The sequence below is a fragment of the Campylobacter showae genome (genome assembly GCF_900699785.1).
Lineage (GTDB): Bacteria > Campylobacterota > Campylobacteria > Campylobacterales > Campylobacteraceae > Campylobacter_A > Campylobacter_A showae_D.
Map to the genome: position 1 here is coordinate 1,695,755 of NZ_LR535679.1, position 20,934 is coordinate 1,716,688.

The following is a 20,934-nucleotide window of genomic DNA, read 5'->3' on the forward strand; positions in this document are numbered from 1 at the left end:
GAGGGTTTGAGTATGAAATTTTTACTTTTTATTCCGATTTTGCTTTTGCTTACGGGTTGCGAGAGCGAGGTGCAAAAGCAAACTACGAAAAATTTCGAGAAAATTTTGACCGAAAAAAAGAAATTTCAAAAGATTCAAAAAGACGATCCTAGCGTAAGCGAGCAGATGAAGAGGGAAATCCACTCGCAGTCCGAGCGAAGCAAGGAAAAAGGCGAGTTCAAATTTAAGCCTTAAATTTGAGGTTTGCTTCGGCGGGCGCGGTCAAATTTGCCGCCTCGCCGCTTCTTAAACTAAACTAAAAGCTTTTTTGATATAATCACCCTTTAAAACTACAAGGAGAAAAAATGGCAACCTATTCTATGGGCGACCTAAAAAAAGGACTAAAGATCGAGCTAGACGGCGTTCCGTATAAAGTCGTCGAGTATCAGCACGTAAAACCGGGCAAGGGTGCGGCTTTCGTTCGCGCGAAAATCAAATCTTTCATCGATGGCAAAGTGCTTGAAAAAACGTTCCATGCAGGCGACAAATGCGATCAGCCAAATTTGGAAGAAAAAGAGATGCAGTATCTTTACGACGACGGCGAGTTCTGTCAGTTTATGGACACTGCGACCTACGAGCAAGTGGCAATCAGCGACGAGGACGTGGGTGATGTCAAAAAATGGATGATAGATGGCATGATGGTTGAGATTTTGTTTCACAACGGCAAGGCTATCGGCGTAGAAGTGCCGCAAGTCGTCGAGCTAAAGATCGTCGAGACTCCGCCGAATTTTAAAGGCGACACTCAGGGCGGTAAAAAGCCTGCTACGCTTGAGAGCGGTGCGGTCGTGCAGATACCTTTCCACGTGCTTGAGGGCGAGGTCATCCGCGTAGATACCGTCCGCGGCGAATACATCGAGCGCGCAAATAAATAACCGCAGTCGTCAAATTTGATGAAAGCAAAATTTGACGAGCTCATGGCCCAAGTAAAGCCGCTATTTAAAGATAACGGCTTTACCAAAAACGGGCTAAATTTCTACAAAAATACTCCCAAATTTATATACGTCGTAAATTTTCAAAAAAGTAGCGGCAATACCGCATTTGAAACTAGATTTTACGTAAACTGCGGCATTTACGGTGCGTTTATAGACGCCGCAACCCGCAAAGAATTCATCTTAAAACCCAAAGAATACGAATGCCATTTTAGGGATAGAATTTCATCTATCATAGACTCTAAAACACCTTACTATGAAATCAACGAAAATACCGACACGGCAGCACTTTGTGAAAATTTAACGAGCGATTTAAGAGAGGTATTTAGATTTTTTGATGCGGTAAAAACCGAACGAAATTTGATTGATTTAATGTTAGAGCGAAACGGCCTAGCTGTGGTTGATCAGCTTTTTGAATATTTACTCACAAAGAATGAACAAGAAATTTTGAATCGTCAAGCATTAAATTTGTTTGAAAAATACGGAAATGAAGCTAGATGGAAAATTTTTGAGAGACGCATAAACGGGTTGCTTAAAAAATACGAAAAAAATGAGATAAAATTTGAAGAAATAAAAGCCAAGGCCTAAGCCTCGGCTTAGACTTTAGGCTGATTTTTTAACGCTATCGACCAAAGCAACGATCTCTTCGTGATTTGGCAGGGCGTTTACGTCCGTACCGATGAGATCTTTTTTAGAAAAGACTACTTTTCCGCTTACTTCAACTATGAAGTTTCCGCCGCTACCGACGATTTTGCTAATATTAGCGCCTGGGATTTGACTTAAAAATTCTTCTTCTACACGAGAAGCTACCGGTCTATAGTTTCAAGAATTGCAATATGTAATCTTTACTTCCATTTTCCTTCCTTTCGAATTTAAAGTGAGCCGATTATAGCGTAAATTTAACAAATAGCAGTATAATTATCAAAAAATTTAAGGAGAAAATTATGAAAAAAGTTGCCGTGATTTTTGCCGACGGGTTTGAGGAGATAGAGGGCGTTAGTATCGTGGACGTGCTTAGACGAGGCGGCGTGGAGGCCCATGTAGTCGGGCTTGACAAGCTACCTATCACGGGTGCTCACGGAGTTAAATTTGTCTGCGATATGACGCTTTATGACCTCGAAGTCGAGGAGTACGATATGTTGGTTTTGCCGGGCGGTTATACGGGCGTCACAAATATCTCCGGTAATCTAAAAATGAGAGAGACGATCAAAAAGTTTGCTAAAAAAGGCAAATTCGTCGCTGCCATTTGCGCCGCGCCGATAGCTCTTGGGGTGGCCGAGGTGATGAGCGGCGAGTACACCTGCTATCCTAGCTGCGAGGCTAGCGTCGAGGGCGGAACGTACGTAAGCGATAAAAACGTCGTGCAAAGCGGAAATATCATCACCTCAAAAGGCCCCGCCACCGCGATGGAGTTTGCTTTGGAGCTGGTTAAAATTTTAAATGGCGAGCAAGTTTATAACGAAGTGAAAAACGGACTTTTATTTGTCAAATAACAATTTAAGACGTTAAATTTGATCAAGGCCGCGTGCTTTGTTTTTGGCGAAGGCGCGGCTTAAATTTTATTAAGGCTGCAAATATCAAATTTGCGGCTGTGAAATTATAAAAATTGCCGACAAGTCCGCGCTTTAGTTTAAATTTATTTGCGCCGATTGGTTGGTGTTCCGTGCCAAACCTGCCTTAAATTTACTTCAAATTTTACGCAACACCAAACCTTCGAATAAAAAATAAATTTCCAAAAACGCCAGCTGAGGTTTAAATTTACAAAAAATTATAAAAATATCAATTTTTATCTAGCTTTTTTATTTAAATTCAGGTATCATCTATTAACCGATTTTATCGGGAATTTGATTTAAGGAAACGTTACTGTGAATATTTACGTCGGTAACTTGTCATATCGCATGACTGAGGCAGAGCTTAAGGATACATTTGCGCCGTTTGGCGAAGTAAAACGCGCGAAAATCGTCAAAGATCGCGACACGAATCGCTCAAAGGGATTTGGATTCGTCGAGATAGAAAACGACGCAGACGCGCTAAAAGCGATCGAAGCGCTAAACAACAAGGAAGTAGGCGGCAGAGCTCTAAGAGTAAACGAATCTAAACCTAAAGAATAATCCTGGCCGTCAAATCTGACGGCTTTTAACTAATTTTTAAATTTAAGCTTTTTAACCAAATTTCACTCCAAATGAACCAAAAAATCACCTCTCGTATCGCTCCGACGCCAAGCGGCTTTTTACACGCGGGCAACGTTTACAACTTCTTGCTGACCTATCTTTTTACTCGCGCTTTTGATGGGATTTTGTACTTAAGGATCGACGACTATGACTTGCCGCGCTACCGCAGGCAATACGTGGAAAACATCTTTCGCGTGCTTGATATGTTGGGCATTGATTTTGATGGAGGACCTGGCGGAGTGGGGGAATTTGAGAGTAAATTTAGCTCCAAATTTCGCCTCGGCGCCTACAAAAATGCGTTAAAAACGCTTGAGCAAAAAGGCGTTTGCTACGCTTGCGAGTGCTCGCATTCGATAAAAAGCTCGTTTAAAAACGGCATTTACGCGCGGGTTTGCGCGGAGAAAAATCTTAAATTTAAAAAAGACGAAACGGCTATGCGGCTTCGCATCCCTGACGATTTACAAATTAATGTCCGGCAAAATTTGATAAATTTTGACGCTTTGGGGTGCGGCTTTGGCGCGGAGGCGAGCATGGCGGGCGGGCTTTGGAGTAATGAGCAAAAAGCGCAAGACGGCGCGGCAAACGGTTTAAAAAATTTGACAAACTTGCGCGGCTTTGGCGGAGGCAAACCGGGCGATAAGAAATTTAACCTAAACGCGGTAGAAAATTTAGAAGAACGCATTTTAAATTCGGCAAATTCGGACGGCTTAAATTTGATAGACGAATCGGCGTTTGAAACGGAAAAATTCGCGCAAACTCAAAGCGTAAATTTGGCGCAAATTTTGGGCGATTTCGTCGTTTGGAAAAAGGACGACACGCCAGCGTATAATCTCGCTAGCCTCGTGGACGACGAGATGCTGGGCGTAAATTTGCTCGTGCGAGGCGAGGATCTGCTCGCGTGCTCGGCGGCGCAAAAATACGCGGCGCAAATTTTGGGCTACGGTTTTGAAAACGCAAATTTCATCCATCACGGCTTGCTAGTGCAGGGCGGCAAAAAGCTATCCAAAAGCTCGCGCGCACCTGCGGTGAGCGTAACGGACGGTGCCAAAATCCACTATAAATTTGCCGCCCTTAAGCTCGGCCTTGACGCGTCAAAATGTGACACTTTGTCAAATTTACTTGAGATGTTTAAAGAGAAATTTAGCCGATAAAATTTGAAACGATAAATTTGACGATATGAAGTATCTGGCTTAAAAATGGTCCACTAGAAATAATATTTTTTGATTTCATCTATTTCGATATTGCTTTTTTGTTCAAAATACTCCTTTACTTCTATATAAGCTTTCTTATCGATTATATATAAAAGATAGTTTTTGTTTGCTACTAGCCCAGCTAAGTAGCCGGAATATTGAAGCTGTTGATCGCTTTGGGGCAAGCTGTTAATCACAATTGCTGAAAATATTGAAAATCCCTTTAATCTACCGCAAAAAACGATATAAAAAAATAGCTTAAATAAAATATTAAGCGCAATAGGAATAACAATAAAATACCAAAGGCCTATGCACAAAACCAAAATACACATGAGTATAAAAATAATCTCTATAATGCGCGAAGACGGCATCAGCCAAAAACTCTTAGATAAATTTAGATCGCAGGATGCTAATTTTCTTTCGATTTTATCATTTTTGTAAAAGCAAATAAAATTTGAGGTAAATTTCACCTCAAACCTATTTTTTATCACGCAAACGTAATACGAGATGATGATATATAGCAGCCCTTGCACTATAAAGTATCCCAAAATAATGTTATTTACTAAAATCTGACGAGGCGTTTTGTCAAATTCAGGCCAAAAATAATCAAGTCCGAGCATTATAACGACCGTTGCGAAAATACAAAACGGAAGTAAATTTGCAACAAAAAACCTCTCGTAGTTTTTGAGAATTATCGGCTCCTTATCGTAATCCCTCGCAAATTTGTCCGAGTCCGAATTTGCCAAATTTGAGTTTTGAAAGTCGCCGTTTAAATTTGAGTCTTGTTCGTTTGTTGTATTCAAATTTTACTCCCGTTGACTGCTAAATTTACCCGAATTTTAGCAAAATTTACATCCGGTTGCGAGATTGCGTCAAATTTGCCGCTCAAATTTAAGCCGAATTTTGAGTCGTAAATTTAGATCAAATACGCGTCGCCGACTGCAAATTTTACGCCGCCGGCCCAAAAATCCGAGCGTCAAATTCGGGTTAAAATTTGACGGCAAAGCCTAGCCGACATTTTATAAAAATTTCCGGCTCAAATTTTGCCAAAAATCCGCCCAAATAGCCTATTTTCAGCGCTTGCTTAAATTTTAGCCGGGCCGAATTTATCCGCCTAAAAGCAAAGTTTCTGTAAAATCAAAAGCATTAAAAAGGACGAAAAATGAGCGATTTTACAGATTTTACGCACCTGCACCTGCACACGGAGTACTCGCTGCTAGACGGAGCCAACCGTATCAAAGAGCTAGCCAAAACGCTAAAAAAACAAGGTGTCAAAGCCGCAGCCATCACTGACCACGGCAATATGTTTGGCGCTATAGACTTTTATAAAACGATGAAAAACGAAGGCATAAAGCCGCTAATCGGTATCGAAGCCTACATCCACAACGGCGAGGAGCTGGGAGATAAAAGCACCAAGCAGCGCTTCCACCTCTGCCTCATCGCCAAAAACGAAATCGGCTACAAAAACCTGATGTATCTAAGCTCCATGAGCTATATCGAGGGGTTTTATTATTATCCGCGTATCAACAAAAAGATGCTAAAAGAGCACAGCGAGGGCATCATCTGCTCCTCAGCATGCCTGCAAGGCGAGGTGAACTGGAACCTCAACCAAAGCGAGCGAAATTTGCGTTTCGGTGCGGGCGGATATGAGGCGGCGAAGGAAGCCGCGCTGTGGTACAAGGATGTGTTTGGCGATGATTTTTACCTAGAGATCATGCGCCACGGCATTGGCGATCAGCGCAGGATCGACGACGAAATCCTGCGCCTAGCAAAAGAGCTAAATATCAAGGTAATCGCAACCAACGACACGCACTATACGTTTAAGCAAAGAGCCGACGCGCACGAGGTTTTCATGTGTATCGCGATGAACAAACTGCTCGACGATCCAAACCGCCTGCGCCACAGCGTGCATGAGTTTTACGTCAAGACGCCGGCGCAGATGAGCGAGCTTTTTGCCGATATCCCCGAAGCCGTCACAAATACGCAAGAAATCGTCGATAAATGCGACCTTGCGATCAAACTAGGCGACGCGACGCCGCCAAATTTTAAATTTACGCTCGAGTACGCAGCCGAGCGAAATTTGAGCCTGCCCGAGCCTGATAAACGCTACAGCATACCAAACGACAGTGTGCTGTTTGAGCACGAGTGCAGGCAGGGGTTAGAGGATAGGCTTAAATTCGTCCCCGCCCAGCGTCACGAGGAGTACCGCACCCGTTTGCAGCGCGAGATAGATATCATAAATAAGATGAACTTCCCGGGCTATATGATGATCGTTTGGGACTTTATCAACGAAGCTAAAAAGCGCGGCGTGCCGGTAGGCCCGGGACGCGGCTCGGCGGCAGGAAGCCTGGTCGCATATTGTCTAAAGATCACCGACCTTGATCCGCTGCCGTATAACCTGCTTTTTGAGCGTTTTTTGAACCCCGAGCGCGTGAGCATGCCCGATATCGACGTGGACTTTTGTCAAAACCGCCGCGGCGAGATCATCGACTACGTCATCGAAAAATACGGTAAATTTAACGTCGCGCAGGTTATAACCTTCGGTAAGCTGCTGGCAAAGGGCGTCATCCGAGACGTCGCGCGCGTATGCGATATGCCGTACGCCGAGGCCGACGCGATGGCTAAGCTCATACCCGACGAGCTAGGCATCACGCTGGAACAAGCCTTTGAAAAAGAGCCAAAGATCGGGGAGCTGATAGCGACCAACTCAAATGCAAATAGAATTTGGAAATTCGCCCTTGATCTAGAGGGCCTAAACCGAAACGCCGGCATGCATGCCGCAGGCGTGGTCATCTCAAACGAGGAGCTGTGGAACAAAACCCCGCTTTTCCGCCAGCCAAACGCCGAGGAGGATCACTTCGTCACGCAGTATAGCCTAAAGTATCTAGAGGACGTGGACTTAATCAAATTCGACTTCCTGGGATTAAAGACGCTAACCGTGATCGATAATGCAGTCAAGCTCGTAAAAAAGAGATTTGGCAAAGAGATCATCTGGGAGCAGGTCAATAAAAACGACCCTAAAACTTACGAGACGATCAGCAGCGGTCAGACGCTGGGACTGTTTCAGATAGAGAGCGAAGGCATGCAAAAAGTCGGAGCCGATATGCGCCCCGACTGCTTTGAAGATATCATCGCGATGATCTCGCTTTACCGCCCGGGTCCGATGGATCTTATCCCTGATTTCATCAAGCGCAAACACGGCCTGGAGCCTATCACGTACATTTTTCCCGAGCTTGAGCCGATCTTAGAGCCCACATACGGCGTCATCGTCTATCAAGAGCAGGTTATGCAAATCGTGCAGACTATCGGCGGCTTTTCGTTAGGAGGCGCTGATCTCGTGCGCCGTGCGATGGGAAAAAAGATAAAAGAGGAGATGGATAGGCTAAAGGGTAAATTTATCGAGGGGGCCGAGGCGCAGGGGCTAGACGGCAAAAAGGCCGACGAGCTGTTTGAGCTTATTTTGCACTTTGCTTCGTACGGATTTAACAAATCACATGCCGCGGCATACACCTACGTGACCTTTCAGACGGCGTATCTAAAGACTTATTATCCGGCCGAATTTATGGCGGCTTTAATCACGAGCGAGGAGAGCAACGCCGATAAGATTTCGCGCTACATCGACGAGTGCAAGCGTCTAGATATCGCTATCCTGCCGCCGTCGGTCAACAAATCTGCCAAAGAATTTTCAGTCGTTAGCGAAGGCGGCAAGGACGCCATCATCTACGGCCTAGGTGCTATAAAGGGCGTCGGAGGCGCGGCGATCGAAAATATCTTAGAGGAGCAGACCAAAGGCGAGTTTAAGGATATCGACGATTTCGTCTCGCGCGTGGATAACTTTAAGGTAAATAAAAAAGTCTTTGAAAGCCTGATAAAATCGGGCTCTTTTGATAGCTTCGGCCTAACGCGTAAGATGATGCTAAACAACCTAGATAACATCGTAGAAGCGTGCAAAAACGCCGCGACTATCAAGAAAAATGCTGCCGAGAGTCTATTTGGCGACGACGAGAGTATGGCGACGGTTAAAACTAGTCTCGTGCGCGACGACTCCGAGCTCGAGCTAAAAACCAAGCTCAAATTTGAACTAGAAAGCGTGGGTATCTATCTCTCTGGCCACCCGCTAGACGAGTACCGCGAGCAAATCTCAAAGATAAACTACACGCTAAGCGATAAATTTGACGAGCTGCCCGAAAACGGCGAGATGCTGTTAGTGGGCAAGATCGAGGATCTCACGACTAGGATCAGCAAGAAAAACGGCAAAAAAATGGGCACTATAGAGATTCTGGATTTCCACGGTACGGTCGAGATCGCGGTCTTTGACAGAGGCCTTGGCGCGGTCGAGTCGATGAGCGCGGACGAGCGCGATCTACCGCATGCGTTTAAGGTTCGCTACTCCAAAGACGGGCAGTTCATGCGTATAAATTTGGATAAAATTTTGACTCTTGACGAGGCTATGGGCATGGACTTTTCGCATCCGCTCGAAAAATACAAAGAGCAAATCGAGCAGATAAAACACACGCCTAGCAAGGACTTCGGCAAGATAGATAAAACGAGCGAGATCCTAGTCGTCGGCAAGATCAGAGAGGTCGCCAGCATCACGAGCAAAAAGAGCGGCAAAGAGTTTATGATGCTAAGCGTCATGGATCTTTTTGGTACGTTTAAGGTCGCGGCGTTTGACTCCGAAAAGGGGCTCATCGAGAGCCTAAGCGAGGAGCAAAAGGACGCTCCGCTAGCATTTAAAGTGCGCTACAGCCGCGACGATCAGGGCGCTCGCATAAATCTAATCGACGTCGTGAGCCTAGAGGACGCGCGCGATATGAATTTTCAAAGCAGAAGCTTTAGACAGCGCAAAGAAAGTAGCGGCGCTAGCTACCAAAACGGCCAGGCATCTAGCGAAAGCAGAGGCAAAAGAGAGCTTGAGGATCTCGTGTTAGAGCTAAATTTGGACGAAACGGGCAAGGATATCATCACGCAAATTTACCGCGCCGCTATCGGCGAACACCGCGCCGCAGCCAATAAAAACAACAAGCGCCTGATCATCCGTATCAAGGACGCGCAGGAAGGCCGCGCGCTGGTTTATACGACGGAGTTTATCGTGGGAGAGGGGTTTGAGGAAAGGGCGCTAGGCTTAAGGCAAGCCGTTTAGATTTGAGGATTTACGGCTCGTCTTTTTGGTTTATATTTCGCTGCTTTTAAATTTAGCTCGGTCATTACCCGCGCGGTAGCTCCCGTCGTAAAATTTAAAAGCGGCTTGTCTCGCGAGTGCTTTGTGAATTCAAATTTAACGACGCAAGATTAGTCAAATTTGACTGATTTATCGGCAAGCTTTGGGCTTAAATTTAAAGAAAACATCCGAGAAAGCGTGCCAAAAGAGCTAATGGGGCTTGAAAAAGCATACTAAGACTCGTGGGTAAATCGCAGAAAAAGCAAAGCCGGGCGTAAAAGTCTAGCCGTTTTCTTATAAATTTGGCTTCCAAAGCCGTCTTTTTGCTTTCAAATGATACAATTCTGATTTCAATTATTACATTTTGTCTTTAAATTTGACGGGAGCTCTTATGAAAAAACTGGTTTGGCTAAATCCTGTTGTAAAAAACATCTACGACTTTGCGGCGCTTAAAGAAATTTTGCAAGATAAAGGTTTTAGCGTAGTAGAGTGCGAAAAGGACCACGCCCAAAGCGTAAAAAACGCATACAAAAATGGCCTTGCGCAAAGCGAGCTCATCTTTGATAGTCGCTGTCCGAGGGCTGTAAATTTCATCAGGGCAAATTTCAAAGAGCAGGCCGCTTTTATCTCAAATTTAAACCCCATTTTAATAGAAAGCGCCATAGAGCTTAGCTCAAAGCTAAAAGAGGACGAGTGGCTTTACGCGACGACGCCCTGCGAGGAGTTGGCCGAGCTTGGCAGGAGGCTAAATTTAGAGCGAACCACATTTTTGACATGGAAAAGCTTTAGGGAGCAAAACGCTATAAATTTAAAGATGCGTAGTATCGAGCAAAGTCCGATACCGCCGGGATTTTTCGCAAATTTGGGCGCAAAAACCTTAAGCCTTGATAGCAAAGAAAAGATAGAAAATGCCCTTTCATATAAATTTAGCGAGCTTAAAAACTACCGGATCATCGAGCTTTTATACTGCGAAAACGGCTGTCACAACGGAGATGGGCTGTGAGGGAAATTTTCAAAAAGAGCATTTTGATCTTAGCGATCTTCGCCCTCTGGCAGGTCGTTTGCGAGCTAGAAATTTTCACGCCGTATATCTTGCCAAGTCCGCTAGCTACGATAAAGACGATGTATAGCATGAGCCTAAGCGGCGAGCTTGCTACGCATACCATTATCAGCTTTAAGCGCATATTTGTAGGATATGCTCTTTCTTTTGCCCTAGCGCTCGTGCTTGGCGGTATAGCTGCGCTTTTGCCAAAGATCAGCGTTTATTACGAGTGGATACTAGAGTTTTTTAGAAACATCCCGCCGCTCAGTTTGATAGCTATTTTGGTGCTTTGGTTTGGTATAAACGAGACGCCAAAGATTATTATTATCATCCTAGCCTCATTTTTCCCGATGTTTTTAAGTATTCAAAAAGGGCTAACGAGCTGCGACGTAAAGCTCATCGAGGTCGGTAAAATTTTTGGCTTTAGTAAATTTGAAATTTTTTACAAGATCATCCTAAAAAGCGCGCTAAAAGATATCTTTGTCGGCATGCGAATAGGCTTTGGTTACGCCATGCGCGCGATCATAGGAGCTGAAATGATAGCGGCTTCAAGCGGGCTGGGCTATCTCATACTTGACGCAGAGGAGCTTTCGCGTGCGGATAGGATATTTGTAGGCATTTTTACGATCGGCATTTGCGGCGTGCTCATAGATAGGCTCTTTTTGCTTTTGATAGCGAAATTTAGCCTTTTGCGAGGCGATAAATGATAGAAATTTCAAATTTATCCAAGCATTTTTATATCGGTGAGAAGCGTATCGACGTTTTGAGAGAACTAAGCTTAAGCATAAAAAAAGACAAGATCACCGTCATACTCGGCAGAAGCGGATGCGGCAAAACCACGCTTTTACGCCTCATCGCCGGCCTTGAGAGCGTAAGCCTTGGCGAGATAAAATTTAAAGGGCAGGCAAAGATCGGCTTTGTCTTTCAAGAGCCCCGTCTTATGCCGTTTTTAAACGTCTATGAAAACATCGTATTTGCGCTTAAAAAGCATGAGATAGAGGCTACAAAGATCGATAGTCTGATATCTATGATAGGACTTAGCGACTTTAAATTTGCCGCAGTTTCACAGCTATCCGGCGGCATGAGCTCGCGTGTTTCGCTTGCTAGAGTGCTTGCGTACGAGGCAAATTTGATCCTTATGGACGAGCCGTTTGCTGCGCTTGATGCATTTACGAGGGCTAGCATGCAGGCTGAAATTTTAAAAATACAAGCCGGCAAAACCATCCTTTTCGTCACTCACAACATCGATGAGGCGCTATTTTTGGCCGATGAGATCATCTTACTTGAAAAGGGCGGGATAAAATCAAACTACGACCTATCAAATTTAGCAAGGCCAAGAGATCTGCTAAGTGAGGAGCTAATAGCCGTAAAACGCAAAATTTTGAGTGAAATTTAGAATAAAAAATGATAACTAAAACTAAAATGAAGCAAAAAATTATATAATTCTTGAAAAATTTTAAAGGAGCAAATATGAGAAAGTTTTTCAAGGTTTTATGTGCGGCCTCTTTGTTTTGTCTAGTCGCAAACGCAAGCGAAGGCTTAGATAAGATCGGTATGACCTACGTCAAATCGCCGCTAAACGTCCCATCGATCGTCGATAAATTTAAAGGCTTTTACGCGAAGTCTTTTGGCGTGCCGGTCGAGTACTCCGAGATCACCTCGGGTGCTAAACAAACGCAAGCGCTCGCTTCAAATTCGCTCCAGTTTCTAAACTGCGTGGGCGGCACTTCGGTTATACTTGCAGCTGCAAATAAGGCTGACATAAAGATCATAAGCGCCTATTCAAGGGCGCCAGAGGCATTTGTGATATTTTCTAAGGACCAAAACATAAAGTCGCCAAAAGATCTAAAAGGTAAAAAAGTAGCAGGTCCAAAGGGCACGATCTTAAACGAGCTTTTGGTTAGATACCTAGCGCTTGGAGGGCTTAGCATAAATGACGTAGAGTTCATCTCTATGGGCATCCCGGCTGCGCAAGCCGCAGTTGAAAACGGCAGCGTCGATGCAGCGCTTCTTGCAGGACCTGCTGCTTATAACGCTCAAAAATCAGGCCTAAATGTAGTGACAACCGGCAAAGGCCTCATCACTCCAGTCATCGTCACGGCAACAAGCGGAGAGTTTTATAAAAAGCACAAAGATGTAGTTGAGAAATTTAAAAAGGCTCAGGACGAAATTTTAGACTACATCAAGGCGAACGAGGACGAGGCACTTAAATTTACGGCCGAGGAGACTGGGCTAAGCATAGAGGCGGTAAAGAGCATGTATCCTCAGTACGACTTTAGCTCAAAGATCACTGCTGATGATATAAAAGCCCTTGAAGCTACGCAAGAATTTATGCTTGAAAGCAAGATGATCGAGCAAAAAATAGATATAAAATCACTTCTACTAAACTAAATTTAAAGGGCAAATTTGCCCTTTAAATTATCCTCAACACCTTGTAAAAGGCTGCAAATTTTAATTATAATAATGGGCATTAGCCTCGCAAAGGCGCTAAGAAAATAAATTTAAGGTATAAAATGAAAAATTTGATCGTGTTGATACTTTTTGCTATCGCGGCTGTGGCCGGAGAGCCCAAAAAAGGCGAACTCAGCCCCGAAAAAGAGGCGTTTTTAAGCGCGAGGTACGAGGAGCTCAAAAAATCCTGCGCCCAAAAGGACGCGAGAGCTTGCAAGCGCGTAATTTTGTTTTACCAAAAACAGGCTAAAAAGCAAAACGAAAAAGACATCCGCGAAGCGATGCAAATTTTACTCGCCGCGTGCAAGGATGGCAAATTTGACGCGTGCGCGGCGGCGGGCGAAATGTACATAAACAACAAAGATTTTATCGCCGCAAGGGAGATTTTGAGCCCGGCTTGCGATAGCGGCTATCAGGATGCTTGCGTGCAGTACGGCAAGAGCCTTGAGGCTGACGGCGCGCCCGGCAAGGACGAAAAACGCGCGAAAAAGCTCTACGAAACAGCATGCCAAAAGGGTTCGGCGCTAGGCTGCGAGCATCTGGGGCTAGCGATCGGTAGCAGCGCGCCGCAGCAGGCCGTGGGCTATATGCGCAAGGCGTGCGAGATGGATGCTTGGCGATGTTTTAGATTCGGCACGATGGCGATGCCTTACGGGGCAGAGGAGGCGATAAAAGCGCTTGTTAGAAGCTGCCACGAAACGGATATGCTCGCAGGCTGCATCATGCTAGCTAAATACCACGAAAAAGAGCTACGCGAGATCTCCGGCGAGGCTGAGGTGAAGCGGCTATACGCGCGCCTTTGCGAGCTGGTGCCGTACGGAGAACACTGCGAAAAGGCGCGGTAAATTTAGTTAAATTTGCGGTTTTTGGGTTTGAGATAGGGCGGCCCGGCGAGGTGAGGGTAAATTTGAAGTCAAATTTAAAAGCGCCCGTCAAGACGGCCTAAAATTTAACAAAACCAGGTCAAAGGAGCAAAAATGGCGATCATAAAAGTAGATCTACAAAAATCATACCGCATCCTAAATCCGGGCGCGACCACGCTCGTATCGGCCAAATACGATGGCGACGTCAATGCGATGGCGATAACGTGGGCACAGGCGCTCGACTACGACAAGGTTACCATCGTGCCGCATAACGGCTCGTACACGCGGACGCTCATCGAAAAGAGCGGGTATTTCGCCGTGCAGATCCCCACGGCCGCGCAGGCGGAGCTGGTTAGCGAGCTGGGCGCCGAAAACAACTCGCGCTTTGATAACGCGGATAAGATGAAAAACGTGGAAATTTTTTATAAAGATGACTCCCGCGTACCGCTGATCGCGGGCTGCGCCGCATGGCTAGTTTGCAAGCGCATCCCCGAGCCTCATAACGAGCAGAGTTATGATCTTTTCATCGGCGAGGTCGTCGCGGCGTATGCGGATGAGAGGGTCTTTGACGGCGGGCACTGGCTGTTTGAAAAAATCCCTGACGAGCTAAAGACGCTTCACTACGTCGCCGGCGGTCGGTATTATCTGGACGGCAAAGCGATAGATACCAAGCGCACGCCCATAAGCGGCGAGTAAACCGCCTTGCAAAATGCCGGCAAATTTGTAAATTTAAGACGAGCGCACGCGTAAATACGCGGCGAGCTTCAGTAAAATTTCAAGCCAAAGAATCTAAAAAAGGATAGAAAATGAAAAAATATATCGTCATCACGGGTGCAAGTTCTGGTATCGGAGCTGCTACGGCAAAGGCGTTTGCTAGGCGCGGAGAAAATTTGATCCTAATCGCGCGCAGAGCGGAGCTTCTGCAAAACTTAAAGGACGAGATCGCGCAGATCACGCCCAAATCAGACGTCGTGATTAAAATTTGCGACCTTGCGCGCAGCGAAAACGTCCTAGCGCTTTGGGACGAGCTAAAAAGCTACGAGCTAAAGGCGCTCATAAATAATGCGGGTTTTGGAGATTACGGCGCGGTCGGCGAGCGCGATCTCGACAAAATCTCGCAGATGCTACAGCTCAACATCATCTCGCTCACGCTGCTAAGCCACCTCTTCGTGCGCGATTACAAGTATAAACCCACTCAGCTCATCAATATCTCCTCCGCAGGCGGCTACAGCATAGTGCCAAACGCCGTCACCTACTGCGCGAGTAAGTTTTTCGTAAGCGCCTTTACGGAGGGCTTGCACCGAGAGCTAGCGCAGGATAAAGAGGCTAAAATGCAGGCTAAAGTTCTAGCGCCCGCCGCGACTAGGACGGAGTTCGGTCCCGTGGCGACGGATGACGCGGGCTACGACTACGACGCGGCTTTTAAGCGCTATCACTCGAGCGAGGAGATGGCGGAATTTCTGCTTGCGCTTTATGACAGCGACGCGTGCGTGGGCGCGGTGAATCGAAACAACTTCGAGTTTGGCTTGGGGGCTCCGCGATTTGACTACGCGGGCAAACGCTAAATTTATGCATTACGCGTCGCGCGACGAGCCGTAAAATTTGAGTAACGCAGCGCCTGAGCTAAATTTGACTGCAAAGCGCGTTAAAATTTAAAGAAATTTAAGGAACGAAAATGGGTAAAATGGCTTTGGTCGCGGGAGCTACGGGAGCGGTCGGACGCGAGATCGTGCGCGGGCTTTGCGAAAATGAAAACTACGACAAAATCATCGTTTGGGCACGCAGGGAGCTAAATTTTAGCCACGAAAAGCTAGAGACGCAAATCATAAATTTTGACGACATCAAAGATATGCGGCCGCGCGAGGTAGACGAGATATTTTGCGCGCTTGGCACGACGATGAAGCAAGCCGGCAGCCGCGGGCAGTTTTATAAAGTGGACGTGAGCTACCCCGCAAATATCGCAAAATGGGGCATCGCATCAGGTGCGCGCCGTTTTGCGCTCATCTCGTCGCAGGGCGCAAACGAGCGGTCGAGATTTTTTTATCTGCGCGCAAAAGGCAAGGTAGAGAAAAAAATCGCCGCGCTGGGTTTTAAAAGCTTGCAAATAGCGCGGCTACCTGCGATAAAAAGCGAGCGCGAGCAGGTGCGTATGGGCGAGCTCTTTACGATTTGGCTGTTTGGGCTTTTGCCAAAATTTATCTTAACTAATTACCGCCCGATGAGCGCAAAAGATATCGCGGCTGCCGTCATCGCCGCCGCGCAGACGGAGGCTAAGGGGGTGCAAATTTATCATCCGAGGGAATTTCTGCAAACGCACGACAAGTAGTCAAATTTCGCGCTTTAGCTCAAATTTGACCCCGATAGTAGTCTAAATTTACTAGCCGCTCCACCCGCAAAATCGGCGCTAAAATTTAATCCCTCGCACGACCTGCGCGCCAAGACCCGTTTGCATATGCCGCAAAAACATCGCGTGATAAAAGTCTCCCTCGTGTCCCGGCGCGTCGTAGGTGGCGACGAGGCTTGCCGGTACTAGGACTTTGCGCCTGACGTTTGCCTCGTTTGCGCTAAGCTTTAGGTGCGAGACTAGCTGATAGACGCACAGATCGGTGCAGTCGCCGAGCACTACGAAGGTATCTATGTGCGGATTTTGCGCGATAAATGCGTTAAATTCGGTGCAGTAAGCCGCACTCAGGGAGTTTTTACGAAAGATTTTTATCTCGTCAAAAAACGGCAGTTTGCGCAGCTGCGGTATCGTCTTTGCACCCTCGGTGCCTTTGATAGCGTGGGGCGGAAATGCGTCAAACTCTGCGCAGTTTGCCTCGTGGCTATCCTCGAGCAGCACGAGATTTCTAGCGCCCGCCGCATAAGCCGCGCTAAAAGTCCGCGCCACGCCGTCCGCAATCGCGCCCACTCGCGGGCTAGCTAGCGGCCCCATGCTACAAAATCCCTCTATCATATCCACGCTGATAAATGCAGTGTTTGCCGCGCCGCCCGCTAAAAGTTCGCTAAATTTAATCTCCTTTAGCTCCTCAAACCACACTGCTAAATCCTCTAAAATTTTCGCGTCAAATTTCATTTTCTCTCCTTGTTTTGATTGTTTTTACGTTCGTTGTTCGGCTAGCCGAAGCAAATTTCAAACCGCGAGCCGCCCTAAATTTAGCGTTCAAATTTAAACTCCGCCTAGAGCATTAAATTTCATCAAATTTGCCGCCTAGCCGCGCGCCTTTGCGGGCAAATTTACGCAAAAGCTCTTTGGCTCAAGCTCGATCTCGATACTGCCGCCGTGCGCCTGGACGATCTGCAGGCACAGGTGCAGCCCAAGGCCGTTGCCCTTTAGTTTGCTCGTTTTAAAGGGCTCAAAGACCATGGCTTGGTTTTTGATCGGCGCGCCGCTATCGGTCACGGCAAATTTATGCTCGCCCTCGCGCCGCTCGTAGTCCACGCGCACCCAGCCCTCGTCGTCCTCGTTTTCCTCGACTGCATCGATCGCGTTAAACAGCATATTTTGAAACACCATCGCGAGCAGATCGCGGTCGCCCACATAGAGCAGGTCGGGGAAATTTAGACTAAATTTGATCTCCTTGCCGTAGGTGTAGCACTCTATCGCCGCTTCGCACTCGCTTTTTAGCTCTGCTAGGTTAAATTCGCGCGCGTTTATCGTTAGGCCTTTGGTAAAAAGCAAGGTGGCCTTGATGATGCGCTCGACGCGCCAGATCGCCTTTTGCATCTGCTCGACTACGGGGCGAGCGCGCTCGTCAGCCTTTTTTATCAGCGTGGAGGCTAGCAGCGAGATTGAGCCCACGGGGTTGCGTATCTCGTGGGCTAGGTGGGCCGCGACCTGACCCATCGAGGCTAGGCGCTCGGTGCGTTTTTCGGTCGTTATGTCGGTTGCGGAGATGATTTTTTTGCCCTCTTTTTGGGCGATTTTGATGAGATAAATTTGCCCCGCGGCGTTTATTTCGCCCTCATCTTGCGGGATAAATTTTAAAATTTGCCCGAGTTTTAGGGCTTCCGAGTTTTGTAAAAATATCTCGCCCGCCTCGTCCAAAACCCAGATCGCATTGGGCAAAATTTCCACAATATCTTTGATGAAGCCTTGCAAACTCGCATAGGACGCGGTTAGGTTTTTATACTCGCGCTCTATCAGATAGGTCTGCTCGATCAGGCTTTTTAGTCCGTCTTGGACGCTGGTTTTGTCGATCTGGGTCATAAAAGCTCCTCGAAATTTTCTAAATCAAAAAGTAAAATTCGGTCGTTTTTTAGGCGGCTTACTTCGTTGCTAAAGCCGCTTTTGGAAAATAGCGCGACGGCATCGGGCTCAAAGCCTAGCCGCTCGCATTTTTTAAGTAGTAAATTTACCACGTTTTTGCAAATTTTATGCTCTTTAAATTTAGCTTCTCCGACGATGATACGTCCGTCTAGGCTCAAAAATATGTCTATCTCGATATTTTTCGCCCACAAACTCCGCACCCGCACGGGCTGGGCACCTAGTCTAAATGCCAAAAGCTCGCGGCAAAGCAGCTCAAAGCCAAAGCCCGCGTACGAGTCGAACTCTCGTCTAATAATCTCCATCAGTGCGGCCTTTTCGCCGTTTTTTAAAAGGGCTAAATTTGGCTCGATGAAATAAAACCAAAACCTAGTAAAATTGTCGTTAAAGACCACTTTATCCTGCGCCTTATCGCGCTCGGGCAGTTTTTTGGCTTTTTGATATTTGCTTTTTACGCGCGGTTTTTCTAGCGTCTTTTCGATGCTAACCACGCCCGAGTTGATCGCGGCGGCGTAAATTTTTAGGATGAGAGGGCGGGGCAGAAATTTATTTAGAGCGTATTTTTTGCGGTCGTTTTTAGCAAGCTTGCAAAGGGCAAATTTAAGCTCGTTTTCAAAAGGCGCGTCAAAGCTAAATTTGAGCGACAGATCTTCAAATTTATCTAAAATTTCTTTTTCTATCGCCTCGAAAATATCGTAATAACTCGCCTCAAATTTTAGCGCGTCAAAGACTAGATGAAAGTAAATAAGCTGCAAGATATCAAGGTGCTTAAAGCGCGCGTAGCTTGATTTTAAGGCGTAGATTTTCGCTCCTTTTTAGCCCATTTTAGCACAACTTTGGTTATAATCTCTTTTTTTGTAAGGAAAAATTTTGGTTAGCATCGACGAAATCAGGAAAAATATTATTTTAAAAAAGGGCGTGCGCTACTTTGACTATACGGCTTCTGGCCTAGCCTACGCACCTATCGAGCGCAAGATCGCAAAATACCTAAAAACCTACGCCAACACGCACTCCGAAAGCGCCTCAAACGCGCTAAAGACGCAAAAACGCTACGAAAAAGCAAGGCAAAGCCTAAAAGACGCGCTGGGGCTTGACGAGCGATTTTATCTGATCTCTACGGGCTGCGGCGCGACCGGAGCGATAAAGAAATTTGAGGAAATCATGGGGCTTTACCTGCCGCCTATGAGCGCGAACCGTCTGGGCGAGGAGAGTCTAAAGGGCGCAAATTTGCCCCTCGTCGTCGTCTCGCCCTACGAGCACCACTCAAACGAGGTCAGCCTGCGCGAGGGGCTGTGCGAGGTCGTGCGCATACCGCTAAGCAAGAGCGGGGAGATAAATTTCGGCAGGCTCGATCAACTGCTCAAAATCAACTCAAAGCGCGAGATCATCGGCTCTTTTAGCGCAGCCTCAAACGTCACGGGGATAATCAGCGACTACAAAAAAATCTACGTGATGATGAAGCGATACGGCGCGACCGTAGCCTTTGACGCGGCTAGCCTTAGTCCGCATGACAACCTCGACGCCGACTACTTCGACGCGCTATTTCTCTCGCCGCATAAGCTTTTAGGAGGCGTAGGCAGCTGCGGACTGCTTGCGATAAAAAAAGAACTCGTAAAATCAGACAAACCGACCTTTGCCGCGGGCGGAACGGTTAGCTACGTGAGCCGCAGCTCGCATTTTTTCGCTCCTAGCGTGGAGCGCACCGAGGAGGGCGGCACCCAGCACGTGATGGGGCTGATTAGAGCCTCGCTAGCATACAGACTGCGAAACGAGGTCGGCCTAGACGTCATAAAAAGCCGCGAGGATGAGCTTGCAAAGCTATTTTGCGAGGGGCTGGATAACATCCCCGAGATCGTGAGCTATTTTCCGCGCGCAGTGCCGAGACTGCCGATTTTCGCGTTTAATGTAAAAGGCGTTTCGCCTTATGATTTTGCCGAGGCGCTAAGCCGGGACTACGGCGTGCAGACCCGCGCGGGGTGTGCGTGCGCCGGTCCGTACGGACACGATCTGCTCGGGCTAAAAGACGATCAGAAATTTGATCAAAAGCCCGGCTGGGTGCGCGTAAGCCTGCACTACTCCCACACGCAAAAAGACGTCGCATACCTGCTAAAGGCTATCAAAAAAACTATCAAAAAATTTAAAACCAAAAAGGATAAAAAATGAATAAAATTTTAGCCGCGGCCTTGTTTGCCCTTTGTGCCGTTTGCGCGCAGGCAAAGCCCTTTAGCCCCGAGCAGTACGCAAAAGTACTTCGCGAGTACAACTCCGCCGCGGGCGCAAACAACTACTTTGAAAGCGGTAGATTTAAAGAGGAATTCGAGCTTCGCAAAAAATACTGCGACGAGGGTCTAAGAGACGCCTGTGGCGATCTGGGGCTGCTCTACGTTACGGGCCTAGGCGCGCCAAGAGATAGCAAAAGAGCGGGCGAACTACTCGAATACGCCGCCAAAAACGGCGAGTTTAAGGCAATCTCGCAGTACTACGAAACAGCGCTTGACATAGCTCGCGCAGCGGAAAAGTACCCGGACGACAAGGTCACGCAGCACCTAGGAGCCGAGTTTAAAAACTCGCTGGAGCAGTGCAAAGCGTATAAAGGCGACCGCCACGTGTGCTTCCGCGCGCTGGTGATCAGCGGCATGCTGCCAAAGGGCGAGGGCGGCCTCGGGCTATCGCAGACTGAGTTTGCCAAGGCGTGGGAGGATATCGTCGTGAGCGACGTCGAGCGCAACGGCATGGACGACTCGAAGGTAAACGCGCTGGCAAAGGAGCTGGAAGGACTATCGGCGCGATAAATTTGCGGGCTTTACGGCGTAAACTTGCT

At 47.0% G+C, this 20,934-nt stretch carries 22 protein-coding genes; 17 read left to right on the forward strand and 5 right to left on the reverse strand.

The features are described from left to right. Positions 1-12 precede the first annotated feature (12 nt). From E4V70_RS08405 to E4V70_RS08415, 3 genes are all read left to right on the forward strand, one after another. Positions 13-234 carry a hypothetical protein gene (locus tag E4V70_RS08405; RefSeq protein WP_122862660.1) on the forward strand — a complete coding sequence of 74 codons (222 nt, stop codon included), beginning with the start codon at positions 13-15 and terminating at the stop codon, positions 232-234. Positions 235-344: 110 nt separating this feature from the next. Then, complete coding sequence (gene efp, locus E4V70_RS08410) at positions 345-911, forward strand: elongation factor P (RefSeq protein ID WP_002948377.1); 567 nt, start codon at positions 345-347, stop codon at positions 909-911. Between the two features lie 18 nt (positions 912-929). Further along, entirely contained in the window at positions 930-1,556 is a 627-nt protein-coding gene (locus E4V70_RS08415) for a DUF4304 domain-containing protein (RefSeq protein WP_122862661.1), read from the forward strand. Positions 1,557-1,571: 15 nt separating this feature from the next. Here the strand turns inward: E4V70_RS08415 and E4V70_RS11135 are convergent, their stop codons facing one another. Beyond that, positions 1,572-1,823 (reverse strand): SelT/SelW/SelH family (seleno)protein, encoded by a 252-nt coding sequence (locus E4V70_RS11135; RefSeq protein WP_269472428.1) that lies wholly within the window; start codon positions 1,821-1,823, stop codon positions 1,572-1,574. A gap of 89 nt (positions 1,824-1,912) precedes the next feature. Here E4V70_RS11135 and E4V70_RS08425 point away from each other — a divergent pair, with 89 nt between their 5' ends. The 3 genes from E4V70_RS08425 (at position 1,913) to E4V70_RS08435 (ending at position 4,290) form a co-directional block, all read left to right on the forward strand. Then, on the forward strand, positions 1,913-2,461 hold the full coding sequence (locus E4V70_RS08425; protein WP_122862662.1) for a DJ-1 family glyoxalase III: 549 nt from the start codon (positions 1,913-1,915) through the stop codon (positions 2,459-2,461). Between the two features lie 372 nt (positions 2,462-2,833). Next, on the forward strand, positions 2,834-3,079 hold the full coding sequence (locus E4V70_RS08430) for an RNA recognition motif domain-containing protein (protein ID WP_002948394.1): 246 nt from the start codon (positions 2,834-2,836) through the stop codon (positions 3,077-3,079). A 71-nt stretch (positions 3,080-3,150) separates the two neighbouring features. Next, complete coding sequence (locus E4V70_RS08435) at positions 3,151-4,290, forward strand: glutamate--tRNA ligase family protein (protein WP_122862663.1); 1,140 nt, start codon at positions 3,151-3,153, stop codon at positions 4,288-4,290. Between the two features lie 53 nt (positions 4,291-4,343). Here the strand turns inward: E4V70_RS08435 and E4V70_RS08440 are convergent, their stop codons facing one another. Beyond that, positions 4,344-5,132: a hypothetical protein gene (locus tag E4V70_RS08440; protein ID WP_122862664.1), complete on the reverse strand. Its 789-nt coding sequence runs from the start codon at positions 5,130-5,132 to the stop codon at positions 4,344-4,346. 359 nt (positions 5,133-5,491) lie between these two features. Between E4V70_RS08440 and dnaE the strand changes: the two genes are divergently transcribed. From dnaE to E4V70_RS08485, 9 genes are all read left to right on the forward strand, one after another. After that, the gene (gene dnaE / locus E4V70_RS08445) at positions 5,492-9,472 is read left to right on the forward strand and encodes a DNA polymerase III subunit alpha (RefSeq protein WP_122862665.1); all 3,981 of its coding nucleotides are present in this window, start codon (positions 5,492-5,494) and stop codon (positions 9,470-9,472) included. A 409-nt stretch (positions 9,473-9,881) separates the two neighbouring features. Further along, positions 9,882-10,493: a hypothetical protein gene (locus E4V70_RS08450; RefSeq protein WP_122862666.1), complete on the forward strand. Its 612-nt coding sequence runs from the start codon at positions 9,882-9,884 to the stop codon at positions 10,491-10,493. Further along, the gene (locus E4V70_RS08455) at positions 10,490-11,239 is read left to right on the forward strand and encodes an ABC transporter permease (RefSeq protein ID WP_122862667.1); all 750 of its coding nucleotides are present in this window, start codon (positions 10,490-10,492) and stop codon (positions 11,237-11,239) included. The genes E4V70_RS08450 and E4V70_RS08455 overlap by 4 nt, the downstream gene beginning before the upstream one ends. Next, the gene (locus E4V70_RS08460; protein WP_122862668.1) at positions 11,236-11,928 is read left to right on the forward strand and encodes an ABC transporter ATP-binding protein; all 693 of its coding nucleotides are present in this window, start codon (positions 11,236-11,238) and stop codon (positions 11,926-11,928) included. Before E4V70_RS08455 ends, E4V70_RS08460 begins: the two co-directional genes overlap by 4 nt. 74 nt (positions 11,929-12,002) lie before the next feature. Next, the gene (locus E4V70_RS08465; RefSeq protein WP_122862669.1) at positions 12,003-12,923 is read left to right on the forward strand and encodes an ABC transporter substrate-binding protein; all 921 of its coding nucleotides are present in this window, start codon (positions 12,003-12,005) and stop codon (positions 12,921-12,923) included. A 122-nt stretch (positions 12,924-13,045) separates the two neighbouring features. Then, positions 13,046-13,828 carry a tetratricopeptide repeat protein gene (locus E4V70_RS08470; protein ID WP_122862670.1) on the forward strand — a complete coding sequence of 261 codons (783 nt, stop codon included), beginning with the start codon at positions 13,046-13,048 and terminating at the stop codon, positions 13,826-13,828. Between the two features lie 132 nt (positions 13,829-13,960). Continuing rightward, a complete protein-coding gene (locus E4V70_RS08475; protein ID WP_122862671.1) occupies positions 13,961-14,542 on the forward strand; it encodes a flavin reductase family protein in 582 nt (193 codons plus the stop codon). Between the two features lie 110 nt (positions 14,543-14,652). Beyond that, positions 14,653-15,411 carry an SDR family NAD(P)-dependent oxidoreductase gene (locus E4V70_RS08480; protein ID WP_122862672.1) on the forward strand — a complete coding sequence of 253 codons (759 nt, stop codon included), beginning with the start codon at positions 14,653-14,655 and terminating at the stop codon, positions 15,409-15,411. A gap of 110 nt (positions 15,412-15,521) precedes the next feature. Then, positions 15,522-16,172 (forward strand): NAD-dependent epimerase/dehydratase family protein, encoded by a 651-nt coding sequence (locus E4V70_RS08485; RefSeq protein WP_122862673.1) that lies wholly within the window; start codon positions 15,522-15,524, stop codon positions 16,170-16,172. Positions 16,173-16,250: 78 nt separating this feature from the next. Here the strand turns inward: E4V70_RS08485 and E4V70_RS08490 are convergent, their stop codons facing one another. The 3 genes from E4V70_RS08490 to E4V70_RS08500 all read right to left on the reverse strand — a co-directional run bounded on the left by E4V70_RS08490 (position 16,251) and on the right by E4V70_RS08500 (position 18,868). Next, positions 16,251-16,922, reverse strand: coding sequence for a cysteine hydrolase family protein (locus E4V70_RS08490; protein WP_122862674.1), 672 nt, complete (start codon positions 16,920-16,922; stop codon positions 16,251-16,253). A 135-nt stretch (positions 16,923-17,057) separates the two neighbouring features. Continuing rightward, on the reverse strand, positions 17,058-18,056 hold the full coding sequence (locus tag E4V70_RS08495; protein ID WP_122862675.1) for a sensor histidine kinase: 999 nt from the start codon (positions 18,054-18,056) through the stop codon (positions 17,058-17,060). Then, entirely contained in the window at positions 18,053-18,868 is an 816-nt protein-coding gene (locus E4V70_RS08500) for a DUF234 domain-containing protein (RefSeq protein ID WP_122862676.1), read from the reverse strand. The genes E4V70_RS08495 and E4V70_RS08500 overlap by 4 nt, the downstream gene beginning before the upstream one ends. A 115-nt stretch (positions 18,869-18,983) precedes the next feature. Here E4V70_RS08500 and E4V70_RS08505 point away from each other — a divergent pair, with 115 nt between their 5' ends. Together E4V70_RS08505 and E4V70_RS08510 are read left to right on the forward strand one after the other, a co-directional pair. Continuing rightward, positions 18,984-20,276, forward strand: a complete 1,293-nt coding sequence (locus E4V70_RS08505) for an aminotransferase class V-fold PLP-dependent enzyme (protein ID WP_122862677.1) — start codon at positions 18,984-18,986, stop codon at positions 20,274-20,276. Next, complete coding sequence (locus tag E4V70_RS08510; protein ID WP_122862678.1) at positions 20,273-20,905, forward strand: SEL1-like repeat protein; 633 nt, start codon at positions 20,273-20,275, stop codon at positions 20,903-20,905. The genes E4V70_RS08505 and E4V70_RS08510 overlap by 4 nt, the downstream gene beginning before the upstream one ends. Positions 20,906-20,934: the final 29 nt, after the last annotated feature.

Bases quoted from the DNA above. Each gene is read 5' to 3' on its own strand.
- E4V70_RS08495 (WP_122862675.1), bottom strand. From the start codon at position 18,056: ATGACCCAGATCGACAAAACCAGCGTCCAAGACGGACTAAAAAGCCTG.
- E4V70_RS08435 (WP_122862663.1), top strand. From the start codon at position 3,151: ATGAACCAAAAAATCACCTCTCGTATCGCTCCGACGCCAAGCGGCTTT.
- E4V70_RS08490 (WP_122862674.1), bottom strand. From the start codon at position 16,922: ATGAAATTTGACGCGAAAATTTTAGAGGATTTAGCAGTGTGGTTTGAG.
- E4V70_RS08460 (WP_122862668.1), top strand. From the start codon at position 11,236: ATGATAGAAATTTCAAATTTATCCAAGCATTTTTATATCGGTGAGAAG.
- E4V70_RS08405 (WP_122862660.1), top strand. From the start codon at position 13: ATGAAATTTTTACTTTTTATTCCGATTTTGCTTTTGCTTACGGGTTGC.
- E4V70_RS08475 (WP_122862671.1), top strand. From the start codon at position 13,961: ATGGCGATCATAAAAGTAGATCTACAAAAATCATACCGCATCCTAAAT.
- E4V70_RS08485 (WP_122862673.1), top strand. From the start codon at position 15,522: ATGGGTAAAATGGCTTTGGTCGCGGGAGCTACGGGAGCGGTCGGACGC.
- efp (WP_002948377.1), top strand. From the start codon at position 345: ATGGCAACCTATTCTATGGGCGACCTAAAAAAAGGACTAAAGATCGAG.
- E4V70_RS08415 (WP_122862661.1), top strand. From the start codon at position 930: ATGAAAGCAAAATTTGACGAGCTCATGGCCCAAGTAAAGCCGCTATTT.
- E4V70_RS08510 (WP_122862678.1), top strand. From the start codon at position 20,273: ATGAATAAAATTTTAGCCGCGGCCTTGTTTGCCCTTTGTGCCGTTTGC.
- E4V70_RS08480 (WP_122862672.1), top strand. From the start codon at position 14,653: ATGAAAAAATATATCGTCATCACGGGTGCAAGTTCTGGTATCGGAGCT.
- E4V70_RS08425 (WP_122862662.1), top strand. From the start codon at position 1,913: ATGAAAAAAGTTGCCGTGATTTTTGCCGACGGGTTTGAGGAGATAGAG.
- dnaE (WP_122862665.1), top strand. From the start codon at position 5,492: ATGAGCGATTTTACAGATTTTACGCACCTGCACCTGCACACGGAGTAC.
- E4V70_RS08465 (WP_122862669.1), top strand. From the start codon at position 12,003: ATGAGAAAGTTTTTCAAGGTTTTATGTGCGGCCTCTTTGTTTTGTCTA.
- E4V70_RS08470 (WP_122862670.1), top strand. From the start codon at position 13,046: ATGAAAAATTTGATCGTGTTGATACTTTTTGCTATCGCGGCTGTGGCC.
- E4V70_RS08450 (WP_122862666.1), top strand. From the start codon at position 9,882: ATGAAAAAACTGGTTTGGCTAAATCCTGTTGTAAAAAACATCTACGAC.